We start from the raw sequence: 13,950 nt of genomic DNA on the forward strand, positions 1-13,950 counted from the left end.
ATCAGTCCATTTTTGCGTTGGAAAATTTCACGATCTCGGCCCAAATCGGCCGCTCTTTTCGCGCCAGAGTAAATAGGCGTTCGGGCTCGCCCGTCGACGTCTCGGTTCCCAGTTCCGAAAGACGCTTTTTCACCACTGGATCGTCGAGTGATTGATTGAGTGCCCTATTGAGCGTCGCGATGATGTCTGGCGAAGTGCCCGCCGGTGCGACCAGACCACCCCATGCAACCATCTCATAGCTAGGCAGACCAGCCTCCATCACTGTTGGGACCGCTGGCAGCAGTGGCGATCTTTCTTTGGAAGTGACCGCGAGTGCACGCAGCTGGCCTGATTGGATCTGGGGAAGAACCATCGAAATGTTCTCGAACATCAGGTCGACCATTCCACCCACCAAGTCCTGAACCGCCGCTGCGCTTCCTCGGTAGGGCACATGCAACATACTGATCCCAGCCTTCGCCTTGAAGAGCTCTCCGCTCAGATGCCCCGTTCCTCCATTGCCCGATGACCCCATCGACAGCTTGCCTGGGTTCTTTTTTGCATAGTTAAGCAGGTCGTCAATGGAGCGAAATGAGCTACGGGATCTCACGACAAGAGCGTTGGACACGAAGCCAATGAGTCCAATCGGAGCTAGCTGTCGCTCTGCGTCGTAGGGCAGCTTGGAGTAAAGGGACTGATTGATCGCCAGCGTAGTGGCGTTGGCGAATCCAATGGTGTATCCGTCGGGTGCTGCACGTGCAACCTCGCCGATGCCGATCGCTCCAGCTGCGCCAGGTTTGTTATCCACGAAAAGTGGCTGTCCGAGTCGACGTGCCATTTCGGGGACCACGACACGAATGAGGAGGTCTGGTGGCCCTCCCGCTCCAGAATGCACCACGACGCGGACAGGTTTTGCAGGATATGGTGCGCCCTCCGCATGGACCGAGCCTGCTGTTGCGGCAGCAAGCAGAACGAGCGCTGCCAATGCCGTGGGAAATCGCTTCGTGTGGGGGAGTGCCATGCTCGTAGTCCTTGATTGGTATCTGTAGTCGGATGGATCGTGAAAATGCTCTTCATCAATCATTTCGGCGAAGACCTGCTCGATGAAGCAGCAAACCGGGGTGATTGCCGCAGACCAGGGAGCTTTTGCCGGTTCCGGCGATGGGCGCGGCATCGGAGTGATTTCGGATCGGGACCATGGCCCGCATCTTGTACAGGCCAACGGATGGGCGCGATCCGATTTCTGCGCCTTCCAACAGACCACCCGCCGGATACGGAACGAGCAGCTTCGCTGGCTTGGAGACACATCCTGCTGTGGCTGCATGTCCGGCCAGGACAGCGTCGCAAAAGAACGCGACACGCGACTTCTTGATCTGGGACGAATTCACGGCGAACGGCTCCTGGGCTTGAACAGTGCGGCGAATGGTAGGTTCGGGCATCCGCTGCGACAATGTTCAATCTCGCCATTTGCTGTGCTGATCCAGCCAACCAGATTTTTATGGTTCATTTCGATCTTGTGCTCGCCGAAGGCGGCGCTCCCGGCGCGCTGTGGGTGGTGATCGACGTCCTTCGAGAACTCAATGCACTTGCGCGCACGCGCGCCCCCCGCAGCCGCGAGCCGGTCGTGGCGTGGCGCCTGGTCGATGCGCGGGGCCGTACGCACAAATGGCATGCGCAGGCGTGCATCGACGACGAGGAGCGCCTGTACGCTCGCAAGCCCCGGCCAGGACCACGCGTGATGCTTCTCCCGCCGCTCGAGATGCGCTCAATGCCGGCGCTGCGACGGTTGGTGTCCCGCAACGCGGGCTTGGTCGAGAAGGTTCGCGAGCGCCTCGACGCGGGCCATCTCATCGGCGCTTGCGGCACCAGCATTTGGCTCCTCGCGCAGTCGGGGCGGCTCCTGCTCGCGCCCATCCAGTGGCTCTACCAGTCGGGCTTCGAGGTCCAGTTTCCGAACGTGAGGATCGAGGCGCGTGAGCCGATCGTGGTGCAGCACGGAATGGTTTGCGCGGCAGCCCCTTCATTGACGCATGCGCTGGTGCTTCACCTGACCACCTACGCCGGGCTGGCCGATCTGGCGCATGCCTGCGCCGAAAAGGTTCTGCTCAACGCCGAGCGCCAGGCGCTGTCGGCCAGCATGACAAGCAAGGAAGTGCTAGGACAGTCACGAGACACGCCGCTCTATCGCGCGCAGACCTGGATCCAGGCCAACGCGGGGCGCGCATTGACGCTGGCAGAAGTGGCAGCGGCGGCCTCGGTCAGTGAGCGGACCCTTTCCCGGATATTCCGCCAGCATCTCGGCAAGACGCCTCTGAAGTACCTGCAGGAGCTGCGCGTGCAGCGCGCCGAGATGTGGCTCGAAGGCACCTGGCGTTCGGTCGAGGAGATCGCTCATGAGTGCGGCTATTCGGACACCAGTGCCTTCTGCCGGATGTTTGCGCGCGCGACAGGCATCAGCCCGCGTAGCTACCGGGAACGCTACACCTTCAGGGGGCCGCGCGCGCATTGGAAATTGAACGAAGCAGGCCAGTCTCAAGCTTGAGCTGCCTCCATGAGGGACGAGCTCGACCCCGGGCCTCGACCGGTATGTGCTGCCCGCCGACTTTGAAGGTGCTAGCGAACTGGACGGTGTAATGAAAGTCGGCTATTGGCCGATAGTGCCCCTCTGGCCAGCCGCATCGAACGGCAGCAACCAGTCTGAAGCAGCCGCCCAACGCGTGCGACGCTCCGTATTTCGGCCTGTTGGACCATGCCCTGTCCCATCAGGGCACCGCTGATAGAAACCGCTTTCGCGCCAACGACGAGCCTATTGCCCAACCGACGATAACGATAGGCACATAAACGCCCGGTTATCGGAAGTTGAGAGCGCAAAGCAACCAGTAAAAACGTGCTGCACTCAGGTCAATAGTTCATCACTGCGAGAGGCAGGTATGCAGCGGCTGCCGGCATCCCTCGGCCTCGCTCGACGGGTACTATCAACCAGGAACGGAAGTTCACGGAAAGTGCATAGGCCGCTAGTAAGCGCTCATTCTTGGGAGCCGCCGAATGAAGTTTCGGATTGATCACATCTTTGCCCGTGGGCGGCCTGTGCGCTTCTCTTATGAAAGCTAGATGAGGGCGAATTTTCTCTCTCTCTCTCAGAAACACCTTGCCTCGGTGGGGTCCCAATCAAGTGGTCGCTTTCTCAACCGCGTGCAGCTCGGGGGGAAGACGGGTAGATCCGTAATGGTCTTTTTTTTTCCCAAGAGTAGCGAGCCCCGATCAGGAGCGCGGCAATCCCAACCCATGCAGAGCGATCAAGTTCCGCTGAATCTCCGCCGTGCCACCGCCGATCACGGTCACGATCGAAAAACGCAGCAGTTGCTCGAACCGGCCCGCGGCGACCGCGCCATGCGCCCCCTTGGATAGCGTCGCCGCAGCGCCCAGAATATCGAGCGAGACTTGCCCCAACTGCTCCATCAGTTCGCCGGTGTACGCCTTGCTCATGGCGGCTTCATGGATCGGGGCCTTGCCTTTCTCCGCCATTTCAATACTGTTCATGAACAACTGCCGTCCGGCCTCGACCTGGGCGGCGAGCGCTCCAATGCGATCACGAACGGCACCATCGGTACGGCCTGATTGCAGGCTGTCGTCGACCTCGCGCACGCATCGGACCAAGCATTCGAATTCGGCACGCGCGTTAGCGATGAAACTGCCCATCATCATTCGCTCGGTGGCCAATGCGGAGGTGAGGATCGTCCAACCTTGGTTGACCTCACCGACAAGCGCATGTGCAGATACTCGCACGTTGTCGAGGAATTCTTCGCAGAAAGTGTGCCCGTACATGGCCATCGACGGGCGCACCGTGAGACCCGGAGTCTTCATTGGCACGATGAAGAGGCTGATGCCGGCGTGCGGCCGCTGCGCAGTCCGATCGGTGCGCGCCGCTAGCCACATGTAGTCGGCTTTCTCTGCGGCCGTGGTCCAGATTTTCTGTCCATTGATCACCCATTCGTCGCCGTCGCGCTCGGCGGTGGTCTGCATCGAGGCGAGGTCGGAGCCCGAGCCGGGTTCGCTGTAGCCTAGGCAGAAGGTGATTTCCCCGCGAGCGAGCTTGGGAAGGAACTCAGCCTTCTGCGCTGGCGTGCCGAACGACATCAGGGCATGAGCCTGGATGTCCCCACGGCCACCCATCGGCGCGCCGACGCGCTGAATTTCTTCCATGAAAGCCAATTGCTCGCGGGGCGTGCGGCCTTCGCCGCCGTAGGCGCTGGGCCAACTCAGACTGTTCCATCCTTTGCGGCCCAGCAATGCGGTGAACCTGGTGTCGTAGCCCCATTCTTCGTACGGTCGGTCAATCTCGTCTTCCCGGCTTTCGGGCACCCAGTTGTCCTTCAGCCAGTCGCGCACTTCCACGCGAAATGCATTGCCCGCAGTCCCCAGATCCTGTTCTGGAAGTGCCTGCCCCTGGTCGAGCAGCGCCTGGGCCAATTGCTCCCGGGCACGGCGCACCCCACCCAGGCGTGCCAGGTCGGCATGAATTCGCCGGAAATGCCGAGGTGCCTCATGTTCTTCCGAGTAGCCGACGGCACCGAAGGTGTGGTGCACCTCCAGCGCCACCCGGCGCAGAGCAGGGCCGGCAAAAGCGCGCGCGCTCGCGCCGAGCACACGCCAGTTGTCCATGCCGAAGTCGTAGCTGCGGGCCGCGTTGTTCAGCAATAGCCTCGCAGCCTCCAGGCTCATCAGAGCGTTCGCGAGCTTGTGCTGAAGTGCCTGGAAGCGGCCGATCGGTTGGCCGAACTGACGGCGCTCCTTCGCATATTCGACCGCCATGTCGAAGCCGCGCTGTGCAGCACCTAGACTGCGCGCCAGCAAGGCCAGCCCTGCGATCTGGTGGAGATCCTCGGCCAGTTGCTGCGAAATGGCCAAAGGGACTGCGGCCACGCAGTCGAAGGTCAGCCGAGCCAAGGGCGGGATCGCCAGACCCGGCGTTTCCTCGATGGCCAGACCCGGTGCACCGCGCGGCACAACTACCAGCAATGGACCTTGGTCGGCCAGCACGAGCACGTGAGTGGCTGTCGCACAGCCCTCGGCAAAGTCCACGCACCCTTGCAACCGATCACTGTTCCACCGAAGCGTGCCAGCGCACGGATCGCCGTCAAAGCTACCTAGTGCGAAGGCGATGGTGGCGTCGCCCCGATGGAGCGCGTCCAGCAAATCATCCGTTTCCTGCGAACTGCTTCGCAGCGGCGAAAGCACCATATTCACAAGCACGGCGCCGACCAGCGGCGCGGGACAGCCCGCACGCCCTAGTTCTTCCAGCGCCACTGTAATCTCGCGCAGACCGCCTTCGAGCGGATCGCGGCCCAGGCTTGCCACGCCCTGTTCCGCCAGTGCGTGCCAGATCGACGCAATCGCTTGCGTGTCGGCAGCCAGCGCTATGGCGCGCTCGGCGGGCCAGAGCCGTTCAAGCAGACGGCGCAGGCTTTCGCGCAACATCTCCCGCTCTTCGTCGCTCGGCAGCATTTCGGGGGCAGGCACAGCGCGCTCTTCTTCTGCCATACGACATCTTTCGTGTGGAGCAGTCCGACCTCTGGACTGCGACGAAGATTCTGGTGTGCGCCAGAAAAGCGATCACCCCTCTTTTCGAGTGGAGCCTGCGGCAAACGACTCAGTCGATCAGTCCGCGCTTGCGTGCCACCATCACCGCGTCGTACCGGCTCGGGACGCCAAGCTTGCCGAAGATGCTCTTCAGGTTCCACTTTACGGTTTCGAGCGTGATATTCAGGGTCAGCGCGATCCGCTTGTTGGACATCGATTGACCGAGCAGTTGCAGGATCTCGATCTCGCGCGGCTTCATGTTTTGGTCCTGCACCGCAGCCTCTCGCAAGGGTAGTCGGGATGTGCGCGCGGCGTCGGCTCGCTGCAGCAGGTCGGCGAGGTAATCCCGGGTGTCGCCGGCCTCCAGCGTCGTCACCAGTTTCCTGAGTAGAACATGCAGGGCTTCGCCTTCGTCCAACACGGTGCGCACCAGACCCAGACGCAGCGCGGCCTCAATGCCGACCATCAGCCCGTGTCTCGATTCCGCCTCGCGCCCCATCTGATCGAAGGCGCAGCCTGACAGTAGGTCGGCCAGCACCACGCTCTTTTGGCGGGCGAACGTGACGCCGTGCTGCCGCAGGCGCCCGAGCGCAGGCAATGCCGCGTCCCCGTGGCCTTCGGCTAGAGCGAGGCGCGCCGCCGCCAGCGCGGCAATGGCGTCGATTTCGGCAAGGAAACCCGCGGCGCCGCGATGGCGTTCAGCCAGCGCATCGAGCTCGGCCTGTATCTGCTGCGCGATCTCCTGGCGGCCAAGCCGCAGATGTAGGCGCGCCTGCTCGGCCAGCACATACGCCAATGGGCGATCGAGCGCTTGGTCGCGATATTGGGATTCGTCTTCGGCCAGACCCTGGAGCGTTTCTAGTGGTGACAGTTGCAAGCCCGCCAGCCGGTTACGCGCGATGAGGGCGCGCACCATCGGCTCCGGGGACGAGAAGCGCAGCAGATCGAGGCGGTGGGCGAGCACGTCGCGCGCCTCGGCGAGGCGATCAGCTTCGTAGTACGCATCGGCGGCGAAAGCCGCGCAGTTCACGGCAGACACCGAGCGGCGGCCGTGCGCGTCCTCGGAGCGCACAACCAGCGGCCCGGCAATCCGGATCGCCTCCGTGTTGGAGCCCTCCAGTAGATGGCTAAGTAGCAAGGTCGACTCGGCCACTAGCGCCATGTCGTCCAACAACTCTGCACGCGACAGGCGTGCGAGGTTGCGGTGCAGGCTCCGTGCGTCGGCGTAGCGGCCTTCCGCACAATACGCAAAGCTGAGTATGGCTAGGTGGGCCTGGCGCAGGAACCGTTCCTGCAAGGCATCGAAGTCCGAAGGCGCGATCAGCGCCAACGCGGCACTGGTGTCATCGCGCTGAAGCGCGATACTGGCGCGCAGGTAGCGTGCGTGCAGGGCGAACTCGGGGGCCAGCATTGCTTGACCTTGCTGCAGCCGATCGAGCCAGGCCTGCGCATCTCTCCATCGGCAAGTGGCGACAAGCGCCCAGCAACCGAGCACGAGCAGCCGGGGGTGGGCCATCAGCACCTCGGCCGAGAGCTGACTCATCCAGCGTTGCAGCGTGCTGATGAAGCTCATGCTGCGCACCGGCAGGTCAGCGCGCTCCACCAGCCGAGCTGCGGCCTCGAGATCGTCCGCGTGGTAGGCGTGCCGCAGGGCCTCGATCAACGAGCCGTGTGCCTCGAACCAATGGCTCGCGCGCGCATGAGCCGCGCGCACCTGCTGCGGATCGCGCGCTGAAAGGCGCTCCTGCAGGAAGCTGGCGAACAGCGGATGCAGGCGATACCACGGCGTGGGACTGTCGATCTCGACGGGTAGGAGCAAGAGGTTTTCGCGCTCCAACTGATCAAGCAGAGCCCGGGCCTGCGGGCTCTCCGTGACGTAGTGGACCAGGTCGGCATTGAAGCGCCGGCAGATCGAGATTTTCTCGATGAAGTCAACGAGTTCGGGCGCCAGGTCGCGCACCACGTCCTCCGACAGGTAGCGTTGCAGGTCGCCGCGGTGGTGCACCAGTTGTGATAGCAGCGCGCGGTTGCCCGACGCGCGCTTGAGTCGGATGCAGATCATCTGCACGCACAGGGGCCAGCCGTCAGTGATGTCGTGGATCAGGCGCGCGTCGTCGGGCGTAACTTCGCCGAGCTGCTTGGCCAGAAAGTCCTGCGTCTCATGGAAATCGAATGGCAGGTCTGCGAGGGCGATTTCGCTCAGCTCGCCGGTGAGGCGCATGCGACTCACAGCAAGCGGCGGCGAGGTGCGCGATGCGAGGACCAGGTGCATCTCCTCGGGACAGTGGTCCAGCAGGCCCTGTATCAACGCATGCGTCAGCGGGTCGTCGACATGGTGGTAGTCGTCGATGAAGAGGTAGAGGGCCTTGCTCGACTGACAGGCCGCATCGACGATGGTGGCGACGGTCTGCGCCACTGGCAGCTCGGCGCGTGCCTCGGAAGGCAGGGCGGTGCTGTCTTCAACGGCCAAGCCGGCCTGCTGCAGCGCGCCCAGGAGGTAGGCGCGGAACTGTGGAAATTGCTGCTCCTCCTGCGACAGCGAGAGCCACGACACCTGCTCGCCGGCTTTCAGCAGTTCCTGGCGCCACTGCGCCAGCAGCGTTGTCTTGCCGAAGCCCGCGCTGCCGCACACCAGCGCAAGCCGGCAGTCGCGCGCTTCGCGAAGCCGCGCCAGCAGGCGGGTCCGCGCGGTCGATTGCGGGCTGATGCGCGGCGGCGCGAACTTGGTCGGAATGAGAAGGTGGTCGAGCGGCAAAAGGCGGGCTCCTTGCACGAGGGATTTTAGGGAGCGCCTCCTCGGAACGCTCTCCGCTGCAACCCGCCCCCTCAACACGAGGGGTGCGCCCGGGAGGGGGGCGCCGCACCATTGCGACGCGTCCATGCAAGGAGACAGACCGCAATGACCTACCAGACCATCATCCACGAGCAGCGGGAGTCCGTCGCATGGATCACGCTCAACCGTCCCGCTGAACTCAATTCGGTGAACTTGCGAATGCTGCAGGAGCTGTCGGCGGCGCTGACGGAGGTCGCGGCCGACGCTTCGCAGAAGGTGCTCGTGCTGACTGGCGCAGGCCGGGCCTTCTGCGCCGGCGCCGATCTGAAGGCCCTGCGCGGCGCCATCGATGCCGCCCCGGGCGAGCCGAACTTCTCCGACCTGACCCTGTCCACGCTCTCGCAGTTACGCAATATGCCCAAGCCGGTCATCGGCGCGATGAACGGCCTGACGGTCGCCGGGGGTCTCGAGCTGGCGATGTGCTGCGACTTTCTCGTGGGCGCGGCGAGCGCGAAGATCGGCGACGGCCACGCGAACTACGGTGTGTTCCCCGGCGGCGGAGGTGCGGCGGTCCTCCCGCGCCGGATCGGCCTGCCACGTGCAAAACAGTTGTTATTCACCGGCGACTTGATGAGTGCCGCGCAGATGCAGGCCTGGGGTTTGTTGAACGAGGTGGTGGCCGATTCTGAGCTGCAGCCGGCGGTTGCCGCTCTGGCGGCCCGCATGGCCGGCAAGAGCCCTCTGGTTCTGCGCCGCATGAAGACCATCGCCGAGCGCGCCCTGGATCAGCCGCTCGACTTGGCGTTGCGCGACGAGTTGCTCGAATGCCTGCAGCACACACGCTCCCATGATTTTAGCGAAGGGCTCGCCGCCTATGGCGAGAAGCGCGCGCCGGCCTTCCGGGGCGTCTGAGGCCCGCCACTCGCCGGCCCTTGGCACTGAAGAACAACACAACAGGAGACAAAGAATGAATCGCTTGATGAATCTGCCGGTGGTTCGACGCGTCCGGTCGCTGGGCCGGATGCTGGGCCGATGGATGGCCGCGCTGATGCTCTGCCTGGGTGCGTCGGCCGCCGCAGTAGCTGGCCCGCTGCAGGACCCGGCGGGTGACCCCTTCTACGCGCCGCCGTCGCCGTTGCCCGAGGGGCCGCACGGCACACTCATCCGTTCGCGCGCCTATGTGCCGCTGGGACTGCCCGCCTGGGGTTGGCAGATCATGTACAAGTCGACCGACGTCAACGGCAACGCCGTCGCCGTCACTGGGAACGTGATGGTGCCGTGGCTGCCATGGTTCCAGTCTTCGCCGCGACCGATCGTCGGATGGGCGTCGGGCACGCAGGGCATTGCGGACCGCTGCGCCCCGTCGCACCAACTCGCCGTCGGCACCGAGTACGAGGCGATCGCCGGCCCCATCGGCTGGACGCTGGCCCGCGGTTGGGCCATCGCCATGACCGACTACCAGGGCCTCGGCACGCCGGGCGACCACACCTATGGCGTCGCGGCGCCTGCGGGTCGGGCCATGCTCGATGCAGTGATCGCGGCCCAACAACTGGGCGGGGCGAACTTGTCGGCCCAGGCACCGGTCGGCCTCGTCGGCTACTCGCAGGGCGGGCACGCCTCGGCCATCGCTGCCGAGCTGCAGCCGAGCTATGCGCCAGCGTTGAAGGTCAAGGGTGTGGCCTCGGGCGCCGGGCCGTCGAGCATTGATGGCCTGTACGCGGCCAACAACGGCGGCCTCTTCGGCGGTGCAATCCCGTACCTGCTGATCGGACTGAACGCTGCCTATCCCGAGCTGAGCCTCGACACCATCCTGACTCCCTATGGCCGCTCGATCATCGCCGAGGCGCGCAATAACAAGTGCCTGCTCGCCATGGCGGCCAGCTATCCGGGACTGGGAGATGCGGTGCTCGTCGACGGGCCGGGCATCTCGACGCGTTCCGACTGGAAGGCGCGCTTCCTGCAGCAGCGCACCGGCACCGCCACGCCGGCGGTGCCCGCGCTCGTCTACGCCGGCCTGCTCGACGAGCTTGTGCCCTACGAGAACACGAAGAAGACCTTCACCGCATGGTGCGCCGGCGGGGCGAAGGTGAGCTTCCGAACCATCGGCATCACCGAGCACGCGACCGGGATGCTGTTGGGCTATCCGCTCGCCCTGGACTGGATGGCGGACCGCTTCGCCGGCGCACCTGCGCCTTCCGACTGCCCGTGACCTGTCTCGTCGAGGGCCGGGCCCGATCAACCCAGAGAGGATGAACATGTCCAACCGTGTAGCCATCGTGTCGATGGCACAAGTCAACTACAGCGAGAAGCGGGCGTACTCACCCGAAGAGCTGGCCTACCGGGCAATCCGGCCGGTGCTGCAGGAAACCGGCCTGCGCTTCCTGCCGGCCTACGAGAAGGGTGGCATCGACGCGAGTCTGATCTGCCATGAGCACTCGCGCATCGCACGCCCGTTCTCTGCGTCGCTGATCGTCGATGTGGCGGGTGCCAATCTTCGGCCTGACGAGAAAGTGGACCAGGACGGTGCCGTCGGCGTACTTGAAGCCTTCTGGCAAATCGCCTCGGGAGAATTCGAGACCGTGCTCGTGGTCGCGGTCGGCCAGGATTCGACGGCGGCCAGTGGTGGCAATGCCATCGAGAACAAGGTGTTCGACCCCTTCTTCTGCCGGCCCTTGGGCCTGGACAACGTACAGGCCGCCGCGCTCCAGGTACAGCGCTATGCGCACAAGTACGGCATCACGCCGGAGCAGCTCGCCGCGATCTCGGTCAAGAATCTCGGCAACGCCCGCAACAATCCCCTGGCCTTGCGCGAGGGCGACTTCAGCATCGCCGATGTGCTTGGTGCGAGGATGCTGGCTGACCCGATCACCACGCTGCAGTCGCGTCCGCAAGGCGACAGCGCCATCGTGATGCTGCTGGCCAATGAGCAGCGCGCCCGACAGTTGACGGACAAGCCGGTCTGGATCAAGGGCCTGGCCAACTGCTGCGACGGCTATTTCCTGGGGGATCGTGATCTCGCCGACTCAGAAGTGCTGACCATGGCGGCCAAGAAGGCCTACCGTATGGCCGGTATCGACAACCCGCGCACCGACATCGACCTGCTGGAGGTCACCGACGAGTTTGCCTACCAGGAACTGATGGCCTACGAGGGGCTGGGACTGTGCGCAGCGGGCGAAGGTCCTCGCTGGCTGGAGTCCGGCGTCAGCGGCCACGATGGGCTGCAGCCGGTCAATCTCTCCGGCGGTGCTCTCTCCGGCACCAGCCACACCACCATCGGCATGGCGCGGGTCGCCGAAATTGTGCTGCAACTGCGCGGCGAAGCCGGCAAGCGCCAGGTGGGCCGTGCCCGCACCGGCCTCGCACACCTCGCTTCCGGCCCCGCTGGGCAATTCCACCAAGTAATGATTCTGGGAGTCAATCCATGAAGCGCCGCGTCGCCATCGTCGGCTTCGGCCAGACCGAAATGACCGCCCACAGCCCGCTGACAAAGGCGGAGTTGGCCAACCAGGCCGTGCGCCGCGCGCTCGCGGATGCCCGGATCACGATGAAGCAGGTCGAAGAGATTGTCCTCGGCGACATCGACTGGGTTTCCGGTACTGCAGAATCGGAAATGGAGCTGGCCGATTTCGTCGGCCACTACCGCAAACCCCTGGTCAAGATCGAAACCGGCGGCACCGTCGGCGGCTCGGCTGCGATATCAGCCATCCACCATGTAGCTGCGGGCGCTTGCGACGTGGCCATGATCTCCACCACCTCGAAGTTCGTCGGCCCGCCGAGCGACGTGATGCCGCGCGGCCCCTTCCTGCAGGCTGGCATCTCCTCAGGCGTGCACGCGCTCACCGAGAAATGGTGTGCCATCGGCGCGGTCGGCACGCTGTCGTTGATGGCCGCGGCCTACGCCAAGCTCTCGGGCTGCCCCGAGGAAGCGGTGGCCATCGCGCGCGTCAAGGCCTCCGAAAACGCCGCTCGGAACCCCTATGCCCATCTGCGCGAGCGCCTCAGCGTCGAGCAGGTGATGCAATCCCCGATGCTGACGGCGCCCATGCGCCAGCTGCACATGTGCCCGATCACCGAAGGCTCAGCCTCGATCATCTTCGCCAGCGAGGATGTGGTGGACCAGATCACCGACAAGCCGGTCTGGGTGCAGGACGTCGTGAGCATCCATTCCGCGCAGCATTGGTCTGCCCTGCAGGACTTCATCGCACCCAAGGAGCGCTGCGTGCTGCCCAGTCTGCAAAAGGCCTGCGAGATTCTCTACAAGCGCAATGGCATCACCAGACCCGCTCAGCAGCTGGACGTGGTCGAGATGTACGAGCCCTGCACCTGGGCCGAGCTGGTGTGGATGGAAACCATGGGTCTGGCGGAGCCCAATCAGGCATGGCGGATGGCCGCCAGCGGCGCCACAGCCATCGATGGCGTGCTGCCGATCAATCCCTCCGGCGGCGTCACCTGCACCAACGGTGGCGTGCCCTCCACGACCCAGCGCTTCGGCGAACTGGCGCTGCAGATCCGCGGCGACGCCGGCGCGCACCAGGTGCCGCGCGAGCCCCGGCTGGGCATCGCCACCGGGTTCGGCGGCACCGGCTGGACCCCGCTGCTACTTCTCTCCAAGGACAAGCCATGAGCGATACCACGCACAAGCCTGTGCCACCGACGCGGTTGCGCACGTACTTCTCGATGGACTACCCGGTGGGCCTGTTCAATGGCCGCTTCGCGCGCGAGATGCGCGACAACGGCCGGCTGATCGGCATCGTCTGTCGCCACTGCGGCTTCAGCATGCTGCCGCCCCAGGCGGTATGCACGGTCTGCCACGGCGAGAACATCAAGGACCCCAACTGGGTGGAGATGGGGCCCGAAGCGACAGTCGCCGGCTTCATGACCTTCAACATGCCCTTCATCGACACCAACGACCTTTCGGTGCAAAAGGGCCACTACACGGTCGGCCAGCTGATGGTCGATTCACCAGGCCGCACCAGCGGCTTCCTCTGGCATTTCATCGGCGAGGCCGACGCCAGCCAGTTACGCAACGGCATGCGCGTGCGCGCGATCTACCGTCCGCGTGACGAACGCAAGGGTCTGATGACCGACATCCTGCATTGGGTGCCGACAGGAGAATGACAATGTATCCAGCTGAACTCGAAGCCGCCGAGCCCATGGTCCTGCGCCAGCCGGTGCTGTACTGCGACATCAACTACGACGTGGGCCGGATCAACGGCCGGTTCTTCGCCGCGCTGCGCGACGAGGGCCGCATCACGGCCACCCGCTGCACGGCCTGCGCCCGTAGCTACCTGCCACCACGCATGAGCTGCCCCGAATGTTTCGCCGAGTTGGACGAATGGGTGGATGCAGGTGATACCGGCACGCTCACGGCCTTCACCATCGTGCGCGAGCCCGGCATGCTCCAGCAAATGCCCCTTCCCTATGTGGTCGGTCTGGTCAAGCTCGACGGCGCAGACACCGCACTCGTTCACTACCTCGGCGAAGTCGCGCCCGAGGCGGTGAAGGTCGGCATGCGCGTGCGCGCCGTGCTGGCTGAAGAGCGACACGGCAATATTTGGGATATCCGCTATTTCAGGCCGACGACCTGAGGCAAGAGGCCGAAACGCCACCTGAACACTTAT

11 protein-coding genes are annotated in these 13,950 nt (G+C 64.4%); 7 read left to right on the forward strand and 4 right to left on the reverse strand.

Features of this window, described 5'->3' with window-relative positions:
* Window position 1 precedes the first annotated feature (1 nt).
* Complete coding sequence (locus tag AC07YS_RS06350) at window positions 2-997, reverse strand: Bug family tripartite tricarboxylate transporter substrate binding protein (RefSeq protein ID WP_495267538.1); 996 nt, start codon at window positions 995-997, stop codon at window positions 2-4.
* Between the two features lie 55 nt (window positions 998-1,052).
* Window positions 1,053-1,364: a hypothetical protein gene (locus tag AC07YS_RS06355; protein ID WP_369632471.1), complete on the reverse strand. Its 312-nt coding sequence runs from the start codon at window positions 1,362-1,364 to the stop codon at window positions 1,053-1,055.
* 62 nt (window positions 1,365-1,426) lie between these two features.
* On the opposite strand from AC07YS_RS06355, the gene AC07YS_RS06360 reads away from it, so the two are divergent.
* Window positions 1,427-2,518 (forward strand): helix-turn-helix domain-containing protein, encoded by a 1,092-nt coding sequence (locus tag AC07YS_RS06360; protein WP_369632470.1) that lies wholly within the window; start codon window positions 1,427-1,429, stop codon window positions 2,516-2,518.
* 719 nt (window positions 2,519-3,237) lie between these two features.
* Here the strand turns inward: AC07YS_RS06360 and AC07YS_RS06365 are convergent.
* Both AC07YS_RS06365 and AC07YS_RS06370 read right to left on the reverse strand, forming a co-directional pair.
* Complete coding sequence (locus AC07YS_RS06365; protein WP_495267537.1) at window positions 3,238-5,496, reverse strand: acyl-CoA dehydrogenase family protein; 2,259 nt, start codon at window positions 5,494-5,496, stop codon at window positions 3,238-3,240.
* 130 nt (window positions 5,497-5,626) lie between these two features.
* The gene (locus AC07YS_RS06370) at window positions 5,627-8,311 is read right to left on the reverse strand and encodes a winged helix-turn-helix domain-containing protein (protein WP_369632468.1); all 2,685 of its coding nucleotides are present in this window, start codon (window positions 8,309-8,311) and stop codon (window positions 5,627-5,629) included.
* Between the two features lie 144 nt (window positions 8,312-8,455).
* Between AC07YS_RS06370 and AC07YS_RS06375 the strand changes: the two genes are divergently transcribed.
* Genes AC07YS_RS06375 through AC07YS_RS06400 form a run of 6 tightly spaced genes read left to right on the forward strand, consistent with a single transcriptional unit; the run spans window position 8,456 to window position 13,917 of the window.
* Window positions 8,456-9,241, forward strand: a complete 786-nt coding sequence (locus AC07YS_RS06375) for an enoyl-CoA hydratase/isomerase family protein (RefSeq protein WP_062469617.1) — start codon at window positions 8,456-8,458, stop codon at window positions 9,239-9,241.
* A 55-nt stretch (window positions 9,242-9,296) separates the two neighbouring features.
* Complete coding sequence (locus AC07YS_RS06380; protein ID WP_492736738.1) at window positions 9,297-10,538, forward strand: lipase family protein; 1,242 nt, start codon at window positions 9,297-9,299, stop codon at window positions 10,536-10,538.
* 46 nt (window positions 10,539-10,584) lie between these two features.
* Window positions 10,585-11,754, forward strand: a complete 1,170-nt coding sequence (locus AC07YS_RS06385; RefSeq protein WP_223301496.1) for a thiolase family protein — start codon at window positions 10,585-10,587, stop codon at window positions 11,752-11,754.
* Window positions 11,751-12,953 (forward strand): thiolase C-terminal domain-containing protein, encoded by a 1,203-nt coding sequence (locus AC07YS_RS06390; RefSeq protein WP_062469625.1) that lies wholly within the window; start codon window positions 11,751-11,753, stop codon window positions 12,951-12,953. The genes AC07YS_RS06385 and AC07YS_RS06390 overlap by 4 nt, the downstream gene beginning before the upstream one ends.
* Window positions 12,950-13,447, forward strand: coding sequence for a Zn-ribbon domain-containing OB-fold protein (locus tag AC07YS_RS06395; RefSeq protein WP_062469628.1), 498 nt, complete (start codon window positions 12,950-12,952; stop codon window positions 13,445-13,447). Before AC07YS_RS06390 ends, AC07YS_RS06395 begins: the two co-directional genes overlap by 4 nt.
* Window positions 13,448-13,449: 2 nt before the next feature.
* Window positions 13,450-13,917 (forward strand): Zn-ribbon domain-containing OB-fold protein, encoded by a 468-nt coding sequence (locus AC07YS_RS06400; protein WP_125948597.1) that lies wholly within the window; start codon window positions 13,450-13,452, stop codon window positions 13,915-13,917.
* The last annotated feature ends 33 nt before the right edge of the window (window positions 13,918-13,950 follow it).

This window comes from Variovorax sp. GW458-11-26-14-LB1, from assembly GCF_059423965.1.